Source organism: Brevibacterium sp. FME17 (assembly GCF_014897515.1).
Taxonomy (GTDB): Bacteria; Actinomycetota; Actinomycetes; order Actinomycetales; family Brevibacteriaceae; genus Brevibacterium.
In genome coordinates this window covers 161906-184527 of sequence record NZ_JABUYD010000003.1, presented here as the reverse complement: position 1 = coordinate 184527, position 22622 = coordinate 161906, and the positions used below count along the sequence as shown (strand labels likewise).

22 protein-coding genes and 1 tRNA gene are annotated in these 22622 nt (G+C 64.3%); 6 read left to right on the top strand and 17 right to left on the bottom strand.

What is annotated here, in order from left to right:
* Window positions 1-12: 12 nt before the first annotated feature.
* Genes INT40_RS04485 through INT40_RS04460 form a run of 6 tightly spaced genes read right to left on the bottom strand, consistent with a single transcriptional unit; the run spans window position 13 to window position 7735 of the window.
* On the bottom strand, window positions 13-1839 hold the full coding sequence (locus tag INT40_RS04485; protein ID WP_193095593.1) for a protein kinase domain-containing protein: 1827 nt from the start codon (window positions 1837-1839) through the stop codon (window positions 13-15).
* Complete coding sequence (locus INT40_RS04480; protein WP_101569993.1) at window positions 1836-3305, bottom strand: peptidoglycan D,D-transpeptidase FtsI family protein; 1470 nt, start codon at window positions 3303-3305, stop codon at window positions 1836-1838. Before INT40_RS04480 ends, INT40_RS04485 begins: the two co-directional genes overlap by 4 nt.
* Window positions 3302-4888 (bottom strand): FtsW/RodA/SpoVE family cell cycle protein, encoded by a 1587-nt coding sequence (locus tag INT40_RS04475; RefSeq protein WP_101569994.1) that lies wholly within the window; start codon window positions 4886-4888, stop codon window positions 3302-3304. The genes INT40_RS04480 and INT40_RS04475 overlap by 4 nt, the downstream gene beginning before the upstream one ends.
* Window positions 4888-6354, bottom strand: a complete 1467-nt coding sequence (locus INT40_RS04470) for a PP2C family protein-serine/threonine phosphatase (protein WP_193070940.1) — start codon at window positions 6352-6354, stop codon at window positions 4888-4890. Before INT40_RS04470 ends, INT40_RS04475 begins: the two co-directional genes overlap by 1 nt.
* A complete protein-coding gene (locus INT40_RS21130; RefSeq protein WP_101569996.1) occupies window positions 6351-6863 on the bottom strand; it encodes an FHA domain-containing protein in 513 nt (170 codons plus the stop codon). Before INT40_RS21130 ends, INT40_RS04470 begins: the two co-directional genes overlap by 4 nt.
* Window positions 6860-7735, bottom strand: a complete 876-nt coding sequence (locus INT40_RS04460; RefSeq protein WP_101569997.1) for an FhaA domain-containing protein — start codon at window positions 7733-7735, stop codon at window positions 6860-6862. The genes INT40_RS21130 and INT40_RS04460 overlap by 4 nt, the downstream gene beginning before the upstream one ends.
* Before the next feature lie 386 nt (window positions 7736-8121).
* On the opposite strand from INT40_RS04460, the gene INT40_RS04455 reads away from it, so the two are divergent.
* Window positions 8122-8205: transfer RNA gene (locus tag INT40_RS04455), tRNA-Leu, on the top strand.
* Window positions 8206-8295: 90 nt separating this feature from the next.
* Here INT40_RS04455 and fni read toward each other — a convergent pair.
* From fni to INT40_RS04420, 7 genes are all read right to left on the bottom strand, one after another.
* Complete coding sequence (fni, locus tag INT40_RS04450; protein ID WP_101569998.1) at window positions 8296-9381, bottom strand: type 2 isopentenyl-diphosphate Delta-isomerase; 1086 nt, start codon at window positions 9379-9381, stop codon at window positions 8296-8298.
* Window positions 9371-10462 (bottom strand): phosphomevalonate kinase, encoded by a 1092-nt coding sequence (locus INT40_RS04445; RefSeq protein WP_193095592.1) that lies wholly within the window; start codon window positions 10460-10462, stop codon window positions 9371-9373. The genes fni and INT40_RS04445 overlap by 11 nt, the downstream gene beginning before the upstream one ends.
* The gene (mvaD, locus tag INT40_RS04440; protein ID WP_193095591.1) at window positions 10459-11451 is read right to left on the bottom strand and encodes a diphosphomevalonate decarboxylase; all 993 of its coding nucleotides are present in this window, start codon (window positions 11449-11451) and stop codon (window positions 10459-10461) included. Before mvaD ends, INT40_RS04445 begins: the two co-directional genes overlap by 4 nt.
* Window positions 11448-12440: a mevalonate kinase gene (mvk, locus tag INT40_RS04435; RefSeq protein WP_193095590.1), complete on the bottom strand. Its 993-nt coding sequence runs from the start codon at window positions 12438-12440 to the stop codon at window positions 11448-11450. The genes mvaD and mvk overlap by 4 nt, the downstream gene beginning before the upstream one ends.
* A gap of 311 nt (window positions 12441-12751) precedes the next feature.
* The gene (locus tag INT40_RS04430) at window positions 12752-13441 is read right to left on the bottom strand and encodes a cation transporter (RefSeq protein ID WP_101570002.1); all 690 of its coding nucleotides are present in this window, start codon (window positions 13439-13441) and stop codon (window positions 12752-12754) included.
* The gene (cmtR, locus tag INT40_RS04425; RefSeq protein WP_101570003.1) at window positions 13438-13821 is read right to left on the bottom strand and encodes a Cd(II)/Pb(II)-sensing metalloregulatory transcriptional regulator CmtR; all 384 of its coding nucleotides are present in this window, start codon (window positions 13819-13821) and stop codon (window positions 13438-13440) included. Before cmtR ends, INT40_RS04430 begins: the two co-directional genes overlap by 4 nt.
* Window positions 13822-14100: 279 nt before the next feature.
* Window positions 14101-14481, bottom strand: coding sequence for a YciI family protein (locus INT40_RS04420; protein ID WP_101570004.1), 381 nt, complete (start codon window positions 14479-14481; stop codon window positions 14101-14103).
* Between the two features lie 275 nt (window positions 14482-14756).
* On the opposite strand from INT40_RS04420, the gene INT40_RS04415 reads away from it, so the two are divergent.
* Window positions 14757-16568: a bifunctional 3'-5' exonuclease/DNA polymerase gene (locus INT40_RS04415; protein ID WP_193095589.1), complete on the top strand. Its 1812-nt coding sequence runs from the start codon at window positions 14757-14759 to the stop codon at window positions 16566-16568.
* Between the two features lie 184 nt (window positions 16569-16752).
* On the top strand, window positions 16753-17838 hold the full coding sequence (locus INT40_RS04410; protein WP_193095588.1) for an NAD(P)-dependent alcohol dehydrogenase: 1086 nt from the start codon (window positions 16753-16755) through the stop codon (window positions 17836-17838).
* A 90-nt stretch (window positions 17839-17928) separates the two neighbouring features.
* On the opposite strand, the gene INT40_RS04405 is transcribed toward INT40_RS04410, so the two are convergent.
* Window positions 17929-18381 carry a DUF1772 domain-containing protein gene (locus tag INT40_RS04405; protein WP_193095587.1) on the bottom strand — a complete coding sequence of 151 codons (453 nt, stop codon included), beginning with the start codon at window positions 18379-18381 and terminating at the stop codon, window positions 17929-17931.
* An 84-nt stretch (window positions 18382-18465) separates the two neighbouring features.
* Here INT40_RS04405 and INT40_RS04400 point away from each other — a divergent pair, with 84 nt between their 5' ends.
* Complete coding sequence (locus INT40_RS04400; RefSeq protein WP_193095586.1) at window positions 18466-19053, top strand: TetR/AcrR family transcriptional regulator; 588 nt, start codon at window positions 18466-18468, stop codon at window positions 19051-19053.
* 74 nt (window positions 19054-19127) lie between these two features.
* Window positions 19128-19595 (top strand): VanZ family protein, encoded by a 468-nt coding sequence (locus INT40_RS04395; protein ID WP_226830801.1) that lies wholly within the window; start codon window positions 19128-19130, stop codon window positions 19593-19595.
* Between the two features lie 47 nt (window positions 19596-19642).
* Here INT40_RS04395 and INT40_RS04390 read toward each other — a convergent pair whose 3' ends face one another.
* Window positions 19643-20113 carry a MarR family winged helix-turn-helix transcriptional regulator gene (locus INT40_RS04390; protein WP_193095585.1) on the bottom strand — a complete coding sequence of 157 codons (471 nt, stop codon included), beginning with the start codon at window positions 20111-20113 and terminating at the stop codon, window positions 19643-19645.
* Between the two features lie 72 nt (window positions 20114-20185).
* Here INT40_RS04390 and INT40_RS04385 point away from each other — a divergent pair, with 72 nt between their 5' ends.
* Entirely contained in the window at window positions 20186-20554 is a 369-nt protein-coding gene (locus INT40_RS04385; RefSeq protein WP_193095584.1) for a VOC family protein, read from the top strand.
* A gap of 3 nt (window positions 20555-20557) precedes the next feature.
* On the opposite strand, the gene INT40_RS04380 is transcribed toward INT40_RS04385, so the two are convergent.
* Window positions 20558-21622, bottom strand: coding sequence for a methyltransferase family protein (locus tag INT40_RS04380; protein ID WP_193095583.1), 1065 nt, complete (start codon window positions 21620-21622; stop codon window positions 20558-20560).
* A complete protein-coding gene (locus tag INT40_RS04375; RefSeq protein WP_193095582.1) occupies window positions 21619-22458 on the bottom strand; it encodes a PhzF family phenazine biosynthesis protein in 840 nt (279 codons plus the stop codon). The genes INT40_RS04380 and INT40_RS04375 overlap by 4 nt, the downstream gene beginning before the upstream one ends.
* Window positions 22459-22622: the final 164 nt, after the last annotated feature.

Below are 22622 nucleotides of genomic sequence, written 5' to 3'. Positions count from 1 at the left end.
CGGCGCATCGTTTCAGCCAAAGATTGATTCATCCAAGTTCGCGCCGGCACTCGAATTCTCTTTGTCGCCACCGCCGGACTGGTCCCCGCCGCCGTCGGTCGAACTCGACGAACCAGTGTCCGAGCCGTTGCTGCCCGAGTTCGAACTGCTGCCGTCGCCACCGTTGTCGCCCCCATTGGAACCGTTGTCCGAACCGGAATTTGAGTTCGAGCCCTCGTTCGAGCTCGCCGAGTCATTCGAGGCGCCGCTGTTGGAATCGCTGCTCGAGCCGTTGTCATTCGAGGAGGCGTTGTCGTTTGAGCTGCTCTTCTCATTGTCGCTGTCGGAGCTGGAACCGTTGTCGGAACTCGAGCTGTTGTCACCACTGGTCTTCGACGGGCTGGGTTCGTTCGTCGGCTCCGGTTCCTGCGTCTTTTCGGGCGGGCCCGATGAGATGTAGAGCGTAACGGTGTCGCCCTCTTCGAAGGTGTAACCGTTCTCGCCCTCGCCCACATCGGCAACGGTGCCCGCAGCGCGGGAGGACTCGATGGTCTGGGTATCGGCTTCCAGACCCTGCTGTTCGAGGTTCTGAGTCGCCGAGGATTCGGAGAGTCCGATGTAATCGCTCTTGTCGATCTCGATTGTCTTCGCAGCCTCGGAGGTCGTGGGTGCGCTGGTGCTCGGATCCGGCTCGGGTTCTGCATTGCCCCCGCCGAGGAAGAACCACAGCAGAGAACCGACGGCGATGAGTGCGATGATCGCGAGGATCCAGATGAGCGCGCGGCCCTTCTTCGACTGCTTCTCGTCGAGTTCCTTGTCCTCTGCGTTCTCCGCATCGAGCTCGCTGCCATTCGCCGCCTCGGCGCCGGCAGCACCCGCTGCACCGGCACCCGGGTAGACACGAGTCTCGTCGTTGGATGCTGTGACCGGCATCGCCTTCGTGGTCGGCACGGGTTCGGGGTTGTTGAAGACCTGGGTCAATGCCTCGGAGGCGGCGCTGCCCAGACGCATCTGCGGCAGAATCTCCTCTGCACCGGCAACATCGCCTGCGGCCAGCGCATCGGCGGCTCGGGACACGGCCATGGCGTCAGAGGGCCTGCGTTCGGGCTTCTTCTCCAGCAGGCAGTCGACGAAGCGGCGCAGCGGTTCGGACACCGTGTCCGGCAGCGGTGGATGCTGCTGGTTGACCTGGGCGATGGCGATCGCGACCTGCGAGTCACCGGTGAACGGACGTTGCCCGGCAAGTGCCTCATAGGCGATGATGCCCAGGGCGTAGAGGTCTGAGCCGGGGCCCGAGCCCTTGCCGGTGGCCTGTTCGGGAGCCAGGTACTGGGCGGTGCCCATGACCTGTCCGGTCTTTGTCAGCGGAGCCTGGTCGGTGACGCGGGCGATGCCGAAGTCCGTGATCTTGACCCGGAAGTCCGGGGTCATGAGGATATTGCCGGGCTTGATGTCGCGGTGGATGACACCGACCTTGTGTGCCGCTCCCAGCGCTTGCGCGGATTGGGAGACGATGCTCAGAGTGTCCGTCTCCGACAGCGGTGCACTGCGTTCGATGATCGCTGACAGTGCCTCACCGGGAACGTACTCCATGACCAGGTACGGGGAACCGCCCTCGTCGCCGTAGTCGAAGACTCCGGCGATTCCGGGGTCGGAGGCGCGTCCCATGTTCTGCGCCTCGGCGCGGAACCGGGCGAGGAACGTGGTGTCGGAGAGGTATTCGTCCTTGAGGATCTTGGCTGCGACTTCACGTCCGAGCACGGAGTCCGTGCCCTTCCAGACCTCGCCCATACCGCCCACGGCGATTCGGGATGTGAGCGTGTATCGGTTTCCCAACACGGTGCCTTCGACGGGTCTCATTTTTCGACCACCGCTTCCATCATGTTCTTGGCGATCGGTCCTGCGACCGTCGCTCCATAAGCTTCGTTACCCGCATTGCCGCCGTTCTCCACGACGACCGCCACGGCGATCTTCGGATCATCGGCTGGGGCAAATGAAATGAACCAGGCGTGCGGGGCCGCGCCAGGTCCGTGCTGCGCTGTACCGGTCTTCGCCGCGACCTTCGTGCCGCCCATCTTGGCCACAGAAGCGGTTCCGTTCTCGACCACGCCTTCCATCATCGTGGTCAGCTGATCCGCGGTCTTACCTGAGACTGGCCGGGACTTCTCCGCCGGACGCATCTCCTTGATGGGTTCGAGAGTGTTCGCGTTCAGCACCCGGTCGACAAGCTGCGGCTTCATCATCTTGCCGCCGTTGGCGATTCCCGCTGTCATCATCGCCATCTGCATCGGCGTGGACCTGACCTCGTACTGACCCAGCGAAGACTGTGCCAACTGTGGTGGATTGAGGTCATCGGGGAACGTTGAGGGGCTGACCTTCAGCGGAATCTCCATGTCCTGGCCGAAGCCGAACTTCTCCGCCTGGTCCCGAATCGCGTCCTGACCCAAGTCCATGCCGAGTGAGGCGAACGAGGTGTTGCAGGATTCGGCGAGTGAGTCTGCCAGAGACGGTTTTCCGCCATTGCGGCAGGCGCCCGGATGGGAGTTGCCGATTGTGGAAGTGGTCTGGGGCAGGTCGAGCTTCGCCGGACCATTCAGGGTCGAATCCGGTTTGTAGTCGCCTGATTCCAGTGCGGCCGCGGCCACGAGGACCTTGAACGTGGAGCCCGGTGGGTACAGGTTGCCGCCGATGGCCCGGTTGTAGGCAGGCTTGCCCTCAGCATTGTTGAGAGTCTCAAAGGCGGACAGTGCCTTCTCGGAGTCATGGCTGGCAATGGGGTTGGGATCCCAGCCCGGCGTCGAGGCCATGGCGAGGATCTTGCCCGTCTTCGGGTCGATCGCGACGGCCGCACCGTTCTGATTGCCCAGTCCGTCCCACGCAGCCTGCTGCACCTTCGGGTCGATCGTGAGCTCCACGGCCGCCCCACGAGGCTGTTCGCCCGTGAAGAGGCTGCCGACCTTGTCGTAGAACAGGGCGTCGGAGTCGCCGGAGAGGTAGTCCCCGGTCGCGCGCTCCATACCGGAAGCCCCCGAGACGATTGAGTAGTACCCGGTCATCGAGGCGTACGCGCGGGGGTCGAGGCCCTCCGCGCCGTACTTGCGCTGGTACTTGTATTTGTCGTCGACGGGTTCGGAGTAGGCGATCGGCTTGCCGTCGACGAGGATCGGACCGCGGTCGCGAGCCAACTGGTCGAGGACCCGCCGGTTGTTGAGCGAGTTGTTGTTCAGCGAGTCGGCGGTTACGAACTGGATCCAGCTGGTGGAGGAGAACAGAAGGGCGAACATGACGAACCCGACGATGCTGATGTGTGTCAACGGCTTCTTCATCGTTCACCTCCGGTAGTGCCCAAGTTGGTTGTCGGGTCCTCATCGGACCCGGTTGCTGTGAGGTCGGCGGCGCCGAGATTCGTCGTCGGAGCCTCATCGCTGGTGGCGCGTTCGGTCGCGAGTTCGCCGGCAGCGTGTTCGCGTGCCCCTTCGACGCGTTTCGTATCGTTGCGGTTCTCAGATCTCCTCGCCGAGGTGGCGGAGGCTTCGGGGTCTTCCGTGATCTTGAGGACGCCGGTGTGGAATTCCTCCACCGGACGCCGAGCATTGTCGGAGATGCGCAGCAGCAGGGCGATGATCATCCAGTTGGCGACCAGAGACGATCCGCCTTGGGCGAGGAACGGCGTGGTCAGACCCGTGAGTGGGATGAGGCGGGTGACACCGCCGACGACGACGAAGACCTGCAGAGCGATCGTGAAGCTCAAGCCCGTGGCCAGCAGGGTGCCGAAGCCGTCGCGCAGCTGCTGCGCGGTCTTGATACCGCGCTGGAAGATGAAGAGGTAGCAGAGCAGGATGACGAAGAGTCCGGCCATGCCCAGTTCTTCGCCGAGGCTGGCGTAGATGAAGTCAGACTCCGCATAGGGGACCATATTCGGTCTGCCCTCGCCGAATCCGGTTCCGGTCAGGCCACCGTTGGACATGCCGAACAGGCCCTGGACCAGCTGGTATGAGCCACCGGGGGCCTTGTTGTACTCCTCAGAGGTGAGCGCATGGAGCCAACCGTCCACGCGCTGTTGGACATGGGAGAAGAGTAAGGTCGCGGCGACCGCGCCAGCGGCGAAGAAACCGAGGCCGAGAATGATCCAGGAGACCTTGCTGGTTGCGACGTAGAGCATGGCGACGAACAGGCCGAAGAACAGAAGTGAAGTGCCCAGGTCCTTCTCGAAGACGAGGATGCCGACGCTGGCCACCCAGGCGATGACGATGGGGCCGAAGTCGCGCAGGCGCGGGAATCGGATGCCGAGGATCTTGGGTCCGGCCAAGACCAATTGGTCACGGTAGGACACGAGGTAGCCGGCGAAGAAGATCGCCAGCAGGATCTTCGCAATCTCACCGGGCTGGAAAGACATTGTTTCGGTGCCGATCCAGATGCGGGCACCGTTGACGGTCTTACCCAGGCCCGGGATGAGCGGAAGCATGAGGAAGATCAGCGCGGCGAAGCCGGACACGAAGGTGTAGCGGCGCAACCACCGGTGGTCGGTGAGGAAGAAGAGGATGCCGACAGCCAGCCCCACACCCAGAGTCATCCAGATCAGCTGCGTCATTCCGCTGTTGAGATACTCAGGCCGGCCGAGGTCGACACGGTAGATCATCGCCAGGCCGAGGCCGTTGAGCAGGACCGCAATAGGGACGAGGACAGGGTCGGCGTACTTGGCCTTCCACCACACGACGACGTGGAGGATGAGACCGAGCGCGGCCAACCACGCCGCGTACTGGTAGACGTTCGCGGGGATCGTGTCCTCGGTGCCGAGTCCCACGAGCGCGTAAGCGCTGGTGGATACCGCGATCGCGAGGATCAGGAGGCCGAGTTCAGCCAGGCGATAAGGCCGTGGCCGCGCGCCTTGGTTGGGGTTCTCGGACATTACTGTGACTCCTCAGTGATGGCATCACTGGGAGCGACCGATTGGGAACTCGGTGGTGACGGTGCCGGATCGCTGGGGCTCGTAGAGTCCTCGACATTGCCCGAGACTGTGCCGGACTTGTCGGCTTCCTGACGCAGGTTCTCAATGATGCGCTCGGCTTCGTCGCGGGAATCGGCCTGGATGGAGCTGCGCAGACGGTCCTGTGAAAAGCGGTTGAGGGTGCCGACTTCGATGTCGGTGGTGTCCTCGAGCCTGCTGAGTTCGATGGGTCCCAACGTGGTGTCAAGACCCCGGTAGAGGGTGACCTTCCCATCGAGATTCGTCAGGTAGTAGTGGTTGTTCATGTAGTTGTAGGCGAAGAATCCGCCGACGGCGATAGCGACGATGACGATGGCGGCGATGATCCAACCCAGGTAGGACCGCTTTTCCACCTCGTCGTCGTCAGCGTCGAGGTCATCCTCCTCGGTGGCTTCGTCCCTGTCGGGCGACTCCGCGTCAGTGCGCTGGGAGGGTGAGACCACCTCGGCGGTGGGCTCCTGCTTTTCGGAATCGGACACCGCCTGCAGAGGCACGGTGTCGGTGGGGATGTCGCCGTTGCCGTAGTGGGGCTGGGTCTCGGCGGCGTCTTCGTCGGTGCCAGCGTCAGCGTCGGTGTTCATGCCGATCATGGCGTACTTCGGGTTGAGGTGGACAGAGCCCACGGAACTGCCCTGCACGGTGTCGACGGTGCCCTCTAGAACGTCACCGATGACGACGGTGACGTTGTCGGCGCCGCCTCCGGCCAAAGCCAGATCAATGAGCTGACGGCAGCATTCGTCGGGGTCGGAGACCTCGGCGAGGATGCGGGCGATGTCATCAACGTCGGCGAAGCCGGTCAGACCGTCCGAACAGAGCATCCAGCGGTCGCCGACGTGGGCTTCGCGCAGGGTGAGGTCGAGATCAGGGGAGGCTCCGACGTCGCCGAGGACCTTCATGACGACCGAACGCTGCGGGTGGGTCTCTGCCTCATCAGGGGTGATGCGGCCTTCGTCGACGAGCATCTGGACGAACGTGTGGTCGTGGGTGACTGTCTGCAGCTCGCCGTCGCGCAGCACATAGCCGCGGGAGTCACCGATGTGAGCCAATGCGAAACGATTGCCGGGAGCTCGCAGGAGAGCGGTGACCGTAGTGCCCATGCCGGCGAGCTCGGGCTGTTCGGCGACACCGCGGCAGATACGGTCATTGGCTTCGAGGATCGAGGTGCGCAGGATCTCCAGAGCGTCTTCGCCGCTGGGTTCCCGATCGAGGTCGGCCAGTCGGGACACGGTGATCGCCGAGGCGACATCGCCACCTGCGTGGCCGCCCATTCCGTCTGCGATGAGCAAGAAGTTCGGACCCGCGTAACCGGAGTCCTGGTTGTTCTTACGCACCAGCCCGGTGTGAGACCGGGCTGCTGAACGGAGGGTGATGGTACCGTCGGTCGTCACGATTGGGTCTCCAGCGTCGTATGGCCGATGGTGATCTGGGTGCCGATCCGCAGGCTGATGGGCGAATGCATGGGCGAGCCGTCGACGATCGTCCCGTTCGTCGAGCCCAGGTCTTCGAGGACCCAGGAGCCGTTGGAGGCCACGATTCGTGCGTGATGGCTGGAGGCGAAGTCGTCACTGATGACGATCGTATTGTCCGGTGCGCGCCCGAAGGTCACGGGTGCCCCCGAGAGCGTGACCAAGGTTCCGGCCAAAGGCCCACCGGTGACCCGGATGGCACCCGGATGAGCGTGTTGCTGCACAGGGGCTGGCGCGGGTGTCGGCGCAGGTCTGCTCGGGGCAGGACTCGGCGCTGCCTTGCGGGACGCCTTGCCGCCTCGGCGAGATTTTCTGGGGCCTTTCTTGGCACCGAAGATATCGCGTTTGAGGACACCGGCCACGCCGAGGACGAAGAGCCAGAGGATGATGAAGAAGGCGAACCGGAAGACGGTGACGGTGAACTCGCTCACTGGGCGTCCTGTTCGATCTCGTGGTAGCGCACCTCTGCGTCTCCGGCCATGAGGACATCACCGTCGGAGAGGTTCGCCGAGGTGAGCTTGCGTCCGCGCAGAAGTGTTCCGTTGGTCGATCCGAGGTCGTTGGCGACCGAATGATCGCGTTCGACGGTGATTTCGAAGTGCCGGCGTGAGACACCCGGATCGTCGATGACGTAGTCGGAGCTGGAGGAGGAGCGTCCGAAGACGTTCGTGCCCTGGCGCAGTTCGTAGTCCTGACCGTGGATGGTCACGTTCGCGACTATCGAGCGAGACCTCGAGGGAGCCGCCTGTCGCACTGGTGCCGAGGCCGGTCGGCTTGTGGCCGTTGGTCGGGCCGGCGCAGGTTCAGGGGTGCGCCTGGGTGCGACCGGACGGGAACCGGAGCTGGCCTGCCCTTCGCCCACGATGTTGTGCGAGCGCGACACGGGGTCATAACCACCGCGGTTGGCCGGTTGGGCCGCAGGAGAACCATCGGGACGCTGAGTACTGGAGACGACACGGTACATTCCCGTGTCGAGGTCTTCCGCTTCGACGAATTCGACGGAGACGGGTCCGACGAAGCTGTAGGCCTGCTCCACTGCGTGATCGCCGATCACCTGGCGCAGGTCGGAGCGAAGTTCGTTCTCGAGGCCCGAGAGCCGGTCGAAATCTGTGGGAGACAGCTCAATGCTGTAGTGGTTCGCCGTCAGTGTCCGTCCGCGTGAAACTACCGCAGCCTTGTTATCGGCTTCGCGTCGCAGAGAACCAGCCAGTTCGACCGGTTCCACCTGAGAGCGGAACGCTTTGGCGAAGGCGCCGTTGACGACATTCTCCAATCCTTTCTCGAAACGATCGAGAATCCCCATGGCACCTCCTCATCCAGGTGTCGTGCGCGTGACGAACCGTTCGCCACCAGCCCGGACTAAGAGTCCGGACGAGTCTGTATCAGTGAATCCGCCCTCGGAAAACGACACCGAGAAGGAGACACCAACACCCAATCCTAACGCGGTGAAGCTCTCAACTCACGTCACTAGGTTTTTCGGGACCGAGGTCTGCACGGATTCCCGGCAGTCGTCCAGCTTAGGGAAGGTCACTGAGTACTCCATGAGCCGCTGACGAGCGGGGATGAGTTCTGGGTCACCTGCGATGCGGGTATTCGGGACAGCGAATGTGAACGTCGACACGTTTCGGGCGTTTCGGGTGACCTCGGTTTCATTCTTCCCGGCCGCGATGCTAGAGTTTTCTCTTGTTCGCGCGAGTGGCGGAATTGGTAGACGCGCTGGCTTCAGGTGCCAGTGATCGCAAGGTCGTGGGGGTTCAAGTCCCCCCTCGCGCACAGTGAACAACAGCCCTTCACCGGGACCCTTCTGGGGCCAAGGTGGAGGGCTGTTTCGTGTGTGGAAGTGTTCGGAGGCCTGGACCGGGGTCAGCTTCCCGAGCGTCGGGACAGTTCCTCGACGTTGATTCCGCGCAGACGGCAGAATTCGCCGAGGCGGCCCCGCGTGAGCAGGTCTGTGCGGGTGAGGTCTTCTGCCGTCTTGGCTCCGAGCAGGGCGAATAGCGCCCTGGTCTGAGACTGCCACGTGTTCACCACTTCAACGAGACGGTCCGCGCCTCCATCGAGCACGGCCTGGAGGAACGTGCCGGCAACCCCGACGGCCCGCGCACCGCAGGCAAGGGCCTTGACGACGTCATAGGGGTTGCGCACCCCGCCGGAGGCGAGGAGCACGGGCCCCTGGTCGGGGGAATCGAGCAGGCAGGCCAGGGCGGATTGGCCGAATCCGGAGAGCATCGAGAAGTCCTCGGCGCCGGCGCGGTCGTTCTCGATACGGAGGAAGTCCGTGCCGCCGGCGCCGCTGACATCGGCGAAGCGCACGTCGATCGAAGCCAGCAGCTCCAGCGTGCGACGGCTGAGCCCGAATCCGACCTCCTTGACGATGACCGGCACGGGGCAGGATGCGACGATCTGTTCGAGCCCGTGTGCCCATTCGGAGAAGTCGCGGGTGCCCTCGGACATCGCGGTCTCCTGCACCGGGTTGATATGGATCTGAAGGGCGTCTGCCTGCAGCAGGTGGACGGCACGGCGGGCATCCTCGGCGCTGCGACCAGCACCGAGGTTGGCCATGACGAAGCCGTTCGGGTTCTCCTCGCGGATGATCGTGAAGCCCTTCGCCGCGTCCGAATCGTCGAGAGCCACGCTCATCGAACCGCAGGCCATCGGCAGCCCGGTCTTGGCGGCCGCGATCGCAAGGTTGCGGTTGATCGCCGCCGTCGTGTCGGTGCCTCCGGTCATGCCATTGACATAGAAGGGCGTCGGCCAGGTCCACTCGCCGAGGCGGACGCTGAGGTCGACCCGTTCCGGGTTCGTACCTCCGAGGGCATGGTGGATGAACTCGAGATCGTCGAAATCGGTGCGCCGCGGCGCTTCGGACTGCTGCTCGGAGGCCAGCCGGACGTGATCGTCCTTGCGTGTCGCGCGGGCGGAACGGGCCTGGGGACTCTCAGAAGTCATCGATGCTGCCTTCGGGTCGGTGCGGGGTCAGGCTGAGCCGGCGGATGCCGTGGCGCTCCCACTCGCGGAGGATGTCGATCGTGGGCAGTTCGGCGTCGGAGAGGGCGATGCCGCAGTCTCCTCCGCCGGCGCCTGAGGGTTTGGCCGCGGCACCGTAGGTTTCGGCGATATCGCACAGCGCGGCCAGCTGTTCGGTCTCGATCTGGCTGCCGGAGGACTCGCCGAGTCGCTGCAGCAGTCGGCGTGCCTGCCGGATGCGGTCGAGGGCGCCGATCGCATCATCCTCGTCGAAGGCGGCGACGAGTGCATTGACCCCGAGCCGGCTCTCGTCGGTGAACGACTCGAAGGGACGCGCCTTCTCCCTGCCCGGGGTGTGCACGCGCTTGACGAGATGGTCAGTCGAGGCCGGGGAACCGGTCCAGCCGACGAGCAGGTGCAGGGAGTCAGGTGGGCTGACGCGGGTGGCCCCTGACCCAAGCCATTCGCTGCAGTGCAGCGCCGAGGCGACTCCGTGGACTTCGCGGTGGAGTTTCAGAGCCGCGCGGTCGGGTGAAGAGTAGCGGATCCACCCTCCGAAGGTGCTCGCTGCGAGATCCCCGCCCGAGGCGTTGGGAGAGATGGCGATCGTGGCCAGAACAGCGAGCTTATAGCGTTCGGTCCGAGTCAAGCCCAATGTGTAGAACTCGTCGAGGGCGGCGATCGTGGCAGTCGTGACCGCGGCCGAAGAGCCGAGACCGAATTTCCGTCCGCTGGCATCGTCGAGCTCGCTGGAGATATCGAGGTCGAAGTACCGCGGCGGTGTCCCCATCTCTGCCCGCAGCTCTTCGACGACCGAGATCGCAGCGAGCACATAGTCTGTGGGCCGGTGGTCGAGCACGATGCTCTGGCTGTCTGCCTCGCGGAACCAGACCAGCGGGGTCTGACCGTATTCGCTGGAGTGGATGCGGCCGGCATCTCGGCTTTCGGTGAGCCGGACGGTGATATACCGGTCCACGGCGACGAGCACGGCGGGTTGGCCGGGTTCGACGACGGCGTATTCGCCGGCGACGAAGAGTTTGCCTGGTGCACGCGTCTCGATCATGAGATCCCCTCTGTCGCTGCGGGCACCTCGGAACCATCGGGCAGCGGATGGGCTCCCGGTCCGGGGCCGACGATTCGGAGCTCACCGAGTCCGTCGAGGGCCGCAGCCACGGCCTCGGCGTTCTCTGGTCGTACGAGGACGATGACATTGGGCCCTGCATCTGCTGTGGAGTAGGCCTCAAGTCCGTTCTCGCGTAACTTCTCGACCGCGTCGAAGATGGCCACGCTCTGAGGCCGGAGGAACCGGATGGGCGGAGTCGTCGACTGAATGAGAGCATGCATTCTCAGTGCATGCGACTCCGTGATCTCACCAATTCTCGTGAAATCGCCATCTCGACAGGCGTCGATCATTGCCGCCAGGCTGTCCTCGGTCGAACTCACCCAGGCATCGTAGAAGGGAGAGGTGGCGGCGGTCAGGCGCATGGCTGTGCGACTCGACACCGGTTTTCGACCCCGGTCAACGGTGACGACCACCATCCGCATATCCGGTGCGTCGACGGGCTCGGCGTACGAAGCCTGATCATCACCCGCGTGCCACACGGCCACCCCGGGCACGACGGAGCGGCAGGCCGAGCCCGAGCCGAGCCGGGCGAGCCGGCTGAGAGCGCGGGTGTCGAGGTCGAGCTCGAAGGCAGCGGCGGCCGCAGTCGCAAGGGCGGCGAACCCGGATGCAGATGAAGCGAGGCCAGCTCCCGTGGGCACGGAGTTGCGCGAGCGAACGATCACCGGCTGCTCGGAGCCTGCGAGGGAACGGACGTGGTCGAGAAACGCGGTAGTGCGTCGTGTCTGCTCCTCGTCGGCGGGTTGGCCGTCGAGTTCCAAGCTGTCGGCATCACCGGCAGGATTCGGCACGACCGTGGTCGTCGTTTCGAAGGCGTCGAGCGTCATCGACAGGCTGCCCGCCGCCGGGAGAATGCGGGACTCGTCGCGCTTGCCCCAGTATTTGATGAGGGCGATGTTCGGATAGGCGCGGGCGGTTGTGGTTCTCATGTCGTGGATACCTCCGTTGTCCAGGTGCGCGGTGCTCCGGCGGTGCGAAGCGCGAGCGCCAAGCGTTCGGCCTGTTCGTCCGAGTCGGCGAGAGCGAGGACGCAGCCACCGAGGCCGCCTCCGGTGAGTTTGGCGCCGTGCGCTCCGGCTCCAAGGGCTGCCTCGACGAGCGCATCGAGGGCCGGGCTGCTGACTCCGATGCTCCTCAGCAGCTTGTGTGCGTCGAGCATTCGCGACCCGAGCGTGGCGCGGTCGCCGGACCGAACGTCATCGACCGCGTGCTCCGTGAGTTCCGCGAGGTGGGAGATCGCGGTCTCAACGATCTTCGGCTGTGCGGCGCGAAGTTCGCGAACCCCGGCGACCGCCTCGGCGGTGGAGCCTTGCAGGCCGGAGTCTGCGACCACGAAGATCATTCGCCTGCCGACGTCGATCGCTGCGGCCCGACCGCTTTGGAACCTGATGGGCACCTGAGATGCGACAGCCCATGCATCGATTCCGCTGGGGCGACCGTGCGCAACAGATTCCGCCCTCGCCACGACGGCGTGGAGAGCGTCACGGTCGAGGACCTTCCCACGGAGATCAGCCACTGCCCGTGCGATCGCGGTGGCAACTGCGGCGCTCGATCCAAGGCCGCGACTATGGGGAATCGCACTGCGAATGCCGACCTGGACCTCGGCGGTCTCATCACCTGTGGCCTCGAGGGCCGCGCACAGTCCGGCGACCACGGGCCCCATCTGAGGTGGTGCCGCCTGGGCAGTGCCGGAGAACAGTTGGCTGTCGATGCGCGTCTCCCGACCAGGGGTGAGGCGAATGTCGGCCTGTGCTCCGAGTCCGTGAAGAGGGACGGCGAGTGCAGGGGCTCCGTAGACCACGGCGTGTTCGCCGAAGAGTATCGCCTTTGCATGGGCGTGGCCCTCTGCTGGATTTCCGAGCCCAGCGCCTCGCGCATTGGAGGGGGCGCTTGGGTCGGTCGGAGAGGAATTGTGCATGCGGCGCGAAGTCAGGGGGTGTCGTCGCGGTCGAGGTCGATCGCTGATGACCTCGTGCAAGGGGCGTGATTCTGTGTTTCGGTCATGGTTGTTCCATCCTATGCCGTAATCCGGTTCTGCTGCCGGGCGAGGGCACGGAGACGAGACCGGCGACGGAAACCGCCTATGCCTGTCCGAGCAGACTGCTGAGTACCAAGCCCGATCAGCAAGGAGGCTGACCGGATATGGACCATCTCTGAGGAGCTGACCGGGGTGGGGTTGTCGGTGAAGTGAGAAATCGCCCTGAGTCCTGGGCGCACAGTCTGCCGAGGTCAATCCTGACAGCGCTCGCCAGCACAGCCGTCGGCCTCGTGCTCGCCGGTGAGCACAGACACCGGTGCGGCGCAGCAGGCATCCCCGCGCCATGCTTCGATGCCCTCTCTGATGGCGAAGACGGCGATCACGAGAGCAGCGACGGAGTCCGCCCATGCCCACCCGATGATGCTGTTGAGCAGCAATCCTGCGAGCAGAGCGGCAGAGAGATACGTGCAGATCAAGGTCTGTTTGGAATCTGCGATCGCCGAGGCGGACCCGAGTTCGCGACCCGTGCGACGTTCGAACCAGCTGAGGAACGGCATGACGAGAAGGCTCAGCGCGGCGATGACGATGCCGACGGTGGAATGCTCTGGATCGCGCCAACCGGTCAGGGAGGCGATCGCATCGACGCTGACGTAGATTGCCAGGGCGAAGAAGGACACCGCGATCACGCGCAGGGCCGTCTTCTCCCTCCGCTCGGGGTCGGGCGCTGCGAATTGCCATGCCACGGCTGCCGCGGAGAGGACTTCGACGATCGAGTCGAGCCCGAACCCGATGAGAGCCGCCGACGAGGCTGCCCCACCTGCGATGAGAGCCACAACGGCTTCGATGACGTTCCAAGTGATGGTGATGGCCACGACGATCCTGATGCGTCGACGCAGAACCTGTACGCGTGGTGGAGCTATGGGAACAGCCGTGTTGCTCACGCCTTGGTCCCACTGTCATGGTCCTCGGCAGGTTCGCGATCGCAGCAGCCGGGCACGGTGCAGGAGGGGTTGAGGCAGGGGGCGCTCTCGTCGACTGCGAGAGTGACGTCGAGCAGACTGTTGAGGGCCGAGCTGATGTGGGGATCCGCGATCTCGTATCTGGTCTGTCGCCCCTCAGCCTCGGCAACAACTATTCCGCATCCGCGCAGACAGGCGAGATGATTTGAGACGTTCGTCCTGGTCAGATCCAGATCGCGCGCGAGCTGCGCAGGATATCTGGGAAAGTCCAACAGCGAGAGCAGGATTCGCGAGCGGGTTGAATCGGCCATGGCTCGACCCAGACGGTTCATCACGTCGACGCGAGAAGCAATAGTCAGCATATACTGACCATACAGTATACGCTGACCTATATCGATAGGGCTGAACGTATATGTTGGCCTGTTGGATCACCTTCCGGGTCGCATGACTGCAGAGAGCATGCGCAGCGGTCTGACTCCCGGATCGATGTCCGGGTGAGCGCATGCGCCCAGAAGTTCGAGGCGTCGATCAGGCAGCACGTCCTTTCGTGTATTGAGGGCAACCCGATAGAGCCACCCCCTCGAGATTCGTCGGGACTCCGCGCTCCCGCCACACATCCACGCCGCGTTCGGGAGCCGAGCTCAGGGCTGTACCCAGTGACCGTCTATATAGGAGACTGCCGCCGCTCTGACCTCGACGACTCCATAGCTGGTCCCGGGGAACTTCTCTGCCCAGGCCAGGGTCGCGTCTCGGCTCTCGACGTCGATGACGAAGACTCCGGCCAGCGCCTCCTTCGTTGCTGCGAAGGGACCGTCCTCGATGACGACACAGCCACCTCGGCGAGTGATGGTTGTCGTCTTTGCCTGCGGTTCGAGCATCTCGGCGGCGACGAAGACTCCTGCGGAGTAGAGAGCATCGGCGTAGTCGGACATCAGCTTCTGCATCTCTTCGATCACCTCGGGGGAGGGCTGGTGGCCGACTTCGTGGGGTTCGGGTGCGTGGAAGACCAGTGAGCAGCGCATTGTTTCGCTCCGTTCATCTCATGTGCGACCGCGTTTCGGTCGCTCATCATTGAGACGACTGAGTACACGTCGATTCGACACGTTGAGGACTATTATTACCGGAATTCACCTGTTGCGCGAGAGCCTCAGCGCTTTGCAATCGTGCGCCGCAGCAGAGGAGTCACGCGATACTCCACCATTTGCTTCATCGACACCAGAGTTCGTGTGCGTTCTGGTGGGGCTGGCGCCGGACCCACGGTCGCGGCCGCGTCCATCCTTCGCAGTACTGTTGAGGCATGACCAACCCAGCCACCGACATGCCTGAATGGTGCGTGATCGGACGTGCTCCCGACAGCGCCCTCGGCGGCGTGCGGGGTATGGGGTCGAAGATCGCCGTCGTCGACCTCGACGGTGCCCGACAGCGGATCGGCAGCCACCACCTCGGCGCCGATGAGCTGCCCAGGTTCGTGCGCGAATGTGAAGCACAGGGGCGGCCGAGGTGGGTCTTCAGTGACACTCCGAACTGGTACCCAGCCCTGCTGGCTGCCGGTGTGCAGATCGAACGCTGCTATGACCTGCGGCTGGCCCACGCGATCCTCATGCGCTCGGAACTCGTGAGCAACCGCAGCGACGTCGCCGGCGCCGAAGAATGGGACGCGGGCCCAGTGAGCGCACCGACCGCGCCGGAGGCGGAGGCACTGTTCGAGGTCACCGAGCGACGCAGCCACATCAAAACGGTCCCGCACGACATCGAGTCTGCGCTGGCCGAATTCGCACGTCAGTCCACGGCCCTGCAGACGGCCTCCGATCCTGGTCGGCTGCGTCTGCTGCTGGCCGCGGAGTCCGCCGGTGGGCTGGTGGCCGCAGAGATGCAGGCGGCCGGGGTGCCCTGGGACGTTGCCGAACACGACCGCATCCTCGCTGAGGAGCTCGGACCCCGTCCAGCCCGCGATGCGAAGCCGGCCAAGATGCTCGCCGTCGCCGAGGAGGTGCGGACCGCTCTGGATGATCCGCGGGCAAATCTGGACTCCCACGTCAAACTCCTCCACTCTTTGCACAGTGCCGGAATCAACGTCGCCTCGACCTCGAAATGGGAGCTCGAACAGAGCGAACACCCGGCCATCGCACCCCTGCTGCAGTACAAGAAGCAGTCTCGTCTGCTCTCTGCCAATGGTTGGCATTGGCTCGACGAATGGGTCAGCGAGGGTCGGTACCGTCCCGTCTACGTTCCCGGAGGCGTCGTCACCGGACGCTGGGCGGCCAGCGGTGGCGGGGCCCTGCAGATTCCCCGTCAGCTGCGGCCGGCACTGCGTGCGGACCCGGGGTGGCGTCTGGTCTCAGCCGATGTCGCCCAGCTGGAGCCACGCGCACTCGCCGCCATGTCCGGTGATCGGGCCATGGCCGAGGCCGGGCGTGGCCGTGACCTCTACTCGGGCCTCGTCGACGAAGGCATCGTCGCCACCCGGCAGGAAGCGAAGATCGCCGTGCTCGGCGCGATGTACGGTTCGACGACGGGTGACAGTGGTCGGCTCGTGCCCCGCCTGCGCACGAGTTTCCCCGCCGCAATGGGCCTGGTCGACTCCGCCGCCGAGGTGGGCGCGGCCGGAGGCGTCGTGTCCACATGGCTGGGTCGAACCTCTCCGGTGCCAGGCGAAGGCTGGCGACGAGTCCAGTCCGCGGCCAACCAGTTCGACGCCACACCGGCGGATGAGAACCGGGCCCGTCGTGCCGCCGGTGATCAAGGCCGCTTCACCCGCAACTTCGTTGTTCAAGGCACCGCCGCCGAATGGGCGTTGGCCTGGTTGGCCGACCTGAGACTGCGGTTGTCACAGCTGCCGAGCGTCGATAACGGGAACCCGGGCACCGCGTCGGCGGGGGAGCCGGTGGGTCACGTGGCCGCAGCCTCGGGACCGGTGTTCTCCCGGCGGGCTCACCTGGTGTTCTTCCTTCACGATGAGGTCATCGTACACGCGCCGGCCCAGCAGGCCGAAGCCGCGGCGGAAGCGATCAGGGAAGCGGCCGCCTCGGCGGGGAAGCTCCTATTCGGCAATGCACCTGTCGACTTCCCCCTCGACCTCACGATCTCCGAGCGGGCCGCGAAGGACTAGGGGACGGCAAACGACTAGCGGGCGACGAACCGGCAGCGGACTGTGCAGGGACATCAGCTGTCGCAGAGATCACGGGTGGGCCCCGGAATACGCGACAGATAATCGGTGCTGCATGTAAGGTATCCGCGGCCCCGCAGCGGAGTCGCTACAGCACTCGGAGTCGCCACAGCACAGAGGAGTTTTCATGACCTTCACCGTCAAAGCACTGCAGAAGACCGGCCCTGACGAGCCCTTCCGCGTCGCGAACATCGAACGCCGCGATCCTCGGCCCGATGACGTGGTCATCGACATCAAGGCCGCCGGGATCTGCCACAGTGACATCCACACCATCCGCAATGAATGGGGTGAGGCGAGCTTCCCTCTGACCGTCGGCCACGAGATTGCCGGCGTCGTCGAAGCCGTCGGCAGTGATGTCACCGGTTGGAAGGTCGGCGACCGGGTAGGCGTAGGCTGCATGGTCGATTCCTGCGGCGAATGTGAAGAATGCCGCGCCGGACAGGAGCAGAACTGCCTCAACGGCAGCGTCGGCACCTACAACGCACCTGACGTCGACGGCACCATCACCCAAGGCGGCTACGCCGAGAAGGTCGTCGTCAACGAGCGCTTCGTGTGCCGCATTCCCGACGCCCTCGATTTCGACGTCGCAGCCCCACTGCTCTGCGCCGGCATCACCACTTACGCTCCGCTCAACCGTTGGGGTGCAGGCGAAAGCAAGGACGGTGCACCCAAGAAGGTCGCCGTTCTGGGTCTCGGCGGACTCGGCCACATGGGTGTCCAGATCGCTGTCGCTATGGGGGCCGAGGTCACCGTCCTTTCCCGCACCCTGAATAAGGAGAAGGCGGCGCTCGAGCTCGGCGCGAAGCAGATGCTCGCCACGACAGACGATGACTTCTTCAGCCAGCACCGTGGAGAGTTCGACCTCATCCTCAACACGATCAGCGCCGGCATTCCCGTCGACAAATACCTGAGCCTGCTCAAGCCGCGCGGAGTCATGACCGTCGTCGGCCTGCCTCCGGAGAAGCAGCAGCTGTCCTTCGCCTCCGTCATCGGCGGCTCCAAGGTGCTGGCCGGATCGATGATCGGCGGCATCGCCGAGACCCAGGAGATGCTCGACTTCTGCGCGAAGCACGACATCGCGGCGAAGATCGAGACCGTCGGCATCGACGAGGCGGATGCGACCTACGAGCGCGTCGTCGCCGGCGACGTGTACTTCCGCGCCGTCATCGACACCGCGGACTTCGAGGGCGCCGAGGTGACCGCGCTCGCCTGATAACTGAGGTCAAGGGGCCGTTTCGCTGATTATTTCGCGCGGCGGCCCCTTTTCTGTGTTCGACAGGCGGGAGTGAGGAGCCTATTCACTTCAGAGCGCTGTGGCCGCGACCGCGATAAGCACGAACGCAGCGAGGATGATTGCCAAGCGGACGTAATGCAGTCTGTCCCAGCGCCGATACTGTTCCCGCCAATCCTCGGGGTGATCCTCTGCGGTCCACGTCAGTGAGCGGTTGTTGATGGGTACTAACAGCAGAACCGACATGATCACGCTGATGGCCAGCAATCCTGTTGCGATGAGCGCCATGGTGGCGGTGGGCATGCCCCACGAGACTGCCGTGAGGGCGAGGGAGAGGACGAGCGAGCCGATGTACCAGAAAGGCATCGCTCGTCCCATCATTCTCCCGCCGTCCGCTCGTGCAGCCAGCGAGGCTGCGACCGGCAGGCGGTGCGTGATCGGATTGATGACGAAGGCGACCGCGAACTCGACTCCGACCATGAGGCCTACGACTATCGCGGTGATGACGGCGAGAACTGGTGTCATGGGAGATCCTCTCTCTCCTAGCGCTGCTAGGAAATCTAGCAGTGCTAGAATATGCCTTGTTGAAGCGAGGCACAAGAGGGGACTATGGCAGATCAGGCGAAGCAGCGGCCGTATGCGAAGCAGCGGGCGCAGGCGAACCTACTCACCCGCGCTGAAGAGCGGCGCCTGAGTATTCTCGCGTCCGCTCGTGAGCGCGCCGACAGCGACGGGTGGGCGTCTGTGACCACCCGTCATCTCGCCGAGGCAATCGGATATTCCCAGCCGGTCCTCTATGGTCACTTTCCCGGCGGCAAGTCGGAGATCATGCTGACAATCGCGCTCGACGGCTTCGTCGACCTCAGAGATCGGTGCCGAGCAGCTATTGTCGGCAAGGTTGGGAAGCAGGCAATTGCGGCCGTGGCGCACTCCTACCTCGAGTTCGCCGATGACCACCCCGCGGTCTATGAGGCGATGTTCCTACAGCCGATCGACGCGCGCTTTGCCCAAGATGGCAATGAGACTGAGCTGCGTGAATCCTTCGACGCTCTGGCCGACGTCATCGGCGATCCCATCAGCACGGAGGTGTTCTGGGGCGCACTGCACGGAATCGGCCTGCTCGAGCGAGCCGGTCGCATGCACCTGAAGGACCGGGAGAAGAGGATTGACGAGCTCAGCGCTCGATTCGTCGGCTGAATGGGCTGGGACACGGATTGCGGATTACCGCAGCCCGGGCGCTGTCATCAGGTATCGGCGGTAGTCTGAGCCGCATGGCGAGTCGGCAGAGACAGATGGGCGATATGCCCCTGGTGCTGCTGATCCTCTACACCGTCTTCATCGGCTTCATGACGCTGACTCCCTACCAGCTCGACGTCAGCCCCGCTGGCCCGATCGGCAGGCTGCTCCAGTTCTTCGCCGATCATCAGATGACATCGTGGCTGACCTATACGCTCGTCGAAAAGCTGGCGAATGTCGCCATGTTCGTTCCGTTCGGATTCCTGATCGCACTCCACAAAGGCCGAAGGCGCTGGTGGGTCGGCTGGGTGGCCGGCGCGGTGTTCACCTGCCTGATCGAGGGGACTCAGGCGACCTTGCTCTCACCCACCCGCTACGCCACGATCAGCGATCTCATCACGAATACGCTCGGGGCCGGAATCGGTGCTGTCCTCGCGCTGGTCCTCATGATCCTGCTGCCCTCGCGAGACGACCCGGACGAGATCGACCGCGTGGTGCGTTGAGGACGGGAGCCTCGGCGGCCTCAATCCTCAAGCTCGACGGTCTCAACTCACGTAGGTGTGCTCTTCGAATCCTCGTTTTCGAGGGCACCGATGCACAGGTCGAGAGCCTCGCCGAGGTGGGCCTTCAGTTCGTCATCGAGTGTGGAGACCATGAGTGCGGAGATCCTCTCGACTCGTTCGACGGCCTGATCGAGAGCCTTGCTTCCCTCGGTGGTCAGGGTCGTCGGCAGGGCCCTGCCGGTTTCGGCCTTCGCAGCACGCGTTACAAGACCACGGTCCTGCAGGCTTCCCAACAGGGTGTTCATCGTCTGTCGGGTGACGAATGCCCCGCGGGCAAGTTCGGAGTTCGACGCTCCCGGGGACCGGCGCAGCAGCTCGAGGCAGGCGTACTGCGGGGTTGAGAGGCCCAAAGGCCGCAGTTTCTCGTCCATGCGTGAGCGCAGGACCGACTGCAGGTGCTTGAGCTGGTAGCCGATCATCGCTTCGAGGGCGCCGGGAGTATTTGACTCTTGACTCATGTAAGTATTCTGACATACATTGATTATGTCAGCACACTGACATAAGAGCAGTAACAAGAGATTGGAATCACCATGACCGTGACAGGACCGGATTTCCTCGCACTTCAAGTACGAGACTTAGAGAAGGCGGCCGAATTCTACGAAACGCAGATCGGACTCAAGCGGGCGCCGACAGCGCCTCCCGGTGCAGTTCTCTTCGCCACCTCACCGATACCATTCGCCGTTCGTGAGCCGCTGCCCGATGTTGATCTCGACTCGGTCGAGCGGCCAGGCACCGGAGTCGCACTGTGGTTCAGCTGCGATGACTCACAGGCGCTGCACGATAGTCTCGCCGCCTCAGGCGTCGAGATTCTGCGTGCGCCCGCACCGAGTCCCTTTGGGCTGACTTTCACCTTCGTCGATCCTGACGGCTATGCGGTGACGGTCCACGATGCGAGCTGAGCTCTATTTGTCGCGATCGCCCAAGTTGTCGCCGAAGTCATCGTCGGCACCATCGTCTGAATTGTCGTCGCTGTTGTCGTCCGTGTCGTCGGAGTCGTCGTCCGAACTTGAGAAGCGCGGAACCCAGCAGGAGACACGTGCAGCGTAGTCGTCGTACTCGGCGCCGAAGCGCTGCCGCAGGTCGGTCTCCTCATGCGGACGGATCAGCCAGTTCCACAGCAGGGATCCGACCAGGGCGTAGGCAATGACCATCCAGGAGCCGATGAAGATGCCGATCGCCACACCCTGGCCGATGCCGGCGATCGCCATCGGGTTCCGGACGAAGGCGTAGGGTCCACGGACGACGAGGTGGTTCGCCATCGCAGCAGGCAACGGCGTACCTGAACCGAAGTTCGCCACCGCCCGCGCCGACCACACGCCCAGGACGCTGAAGAGGGCAAGGAGGGCGAAGCCGGCCACGATCACGAGGATCGGGAACTTCACCGCCAGGTTCCAGCGGTCTTCGAAGGAGTTGATGATCGCGGGCAGGACCACGAGGAACACGCCCCAGAAGATCACCAGTTGGATCGTGGTCCGCACCAGCAGCTGGCCGCGGATGCGGGTGTGCGAGCTGCGGAAGGCGAATGGGCCGACAATGAGCCGATCGGACGGAATCTTGCCGAGGATCATGAGTGTCCCGGCGATGACGCTGCCGAGTGCGGCGGCCACCATGAGGACTGCGCCCAGTCCCGCCTCGGTGGTGACGGTGGCATAGATGACCATGAAGACCGCAACGAGAGTGGTCCAGGAGGCGGCGATCCACACGGCCCAGCGGAAGTTGAGGGCCGCCAAGGCAGAGCCGATGACGAAGAGCGGAATGTCGATGATGGAGACGAGCAGCGGGTCGAGGCCGCCCAGTGTCGCATCGCGCAGTGCTGGAAGTGTGATGACACCGAGCCACCAGGCGGCGCCGGCGAGAGCCTGGAGGGCGAAGTACATTCGGCCGTGGAAGATTCGCAGCGGCTTGTCCGGCGTATGGCGTTTGTTGTGCCTGATCCCGGTGACCGGCTTCTTGCCTGTAGGGCTCATGCGAACGCCGTCCCTCGGAAGCACACGGTCGTGGGTCCGCCGACCCAGACTTCACCGTCTTCCTGGGAGATCGAGATGACTCCGGCTCGTCCCAGCGCCGTGCCCTGGGTGACGGTGTACTTCGACGGTGCCAGGCTCGAACCGATGAGCCATTGCGCGACCGAGGCGTTGAGGCTGCCCGTCACAGGATCTTCGGCGACGCCTGCGCCGGGGACGAATGCACGGATCTCGTACTCATGGTCGCTGTCGTCGGGGTGGGAGCCCAGCACGCCGAGTTTGGTGTCGGGAATCTGCGAGAAGTCGGGCTGGAGGTCGAGGACCTGCTGCGCGCTCGCCAGTCTCACCGCGGCCCAGCCGGGTCCGTTGTCGACCCATTGGTGAGCGAGGATCTCGTCGCGCTCGACGTGGAGGGCGGCGGCGATCTGCTCGACGAAGCCTTCGTCGAGGTCACCGGTGCGAATCGGGTCGGGAGCGGCGAAGGATAAGGTCTGGCCACCTCGGCGAAGGTTGACGAGTCCGGCACCGCACTCCTGGACCACGGTTCCCTCGTTGTGTGGAATGCCTCCGGCCTCGAGCCATGCGGCAGCCGAGCCGAGGGTGGGATGGCCGGCGAAGGGGAGTTCACGGGCAGGTGTGAAGATTCGCAGTCGGTAATCGGCGCGTGGGTCGCTGGGTGGGAGGACGAAGGTGGTCTCCGAGAGATTCGTCCAATTCGCGATCCGAGCCATCTCCTCATCAGTCAGCCCGTCGGCGTCGAGGATCACGGCCACAGGGTTGCCGCGATAGGGCTCGCTGGAGAAGACATCGACTTGGGCGAAAGCTCGAATACGGGGCAAGACGGGGACTCCTTTGTTGAAAGGGCGCTGTTTCGTGGGGTGCGCACTTCCTATGGTAAGGGTGCGACCTCGTGGAACAGGCACTTAGGAGGAGTGGGGCGTGTGGGACGTTCCTCACTGCGGCTCTCATCTTTCCTGGGGCCGACCTCGGCGAGGGTGGGATC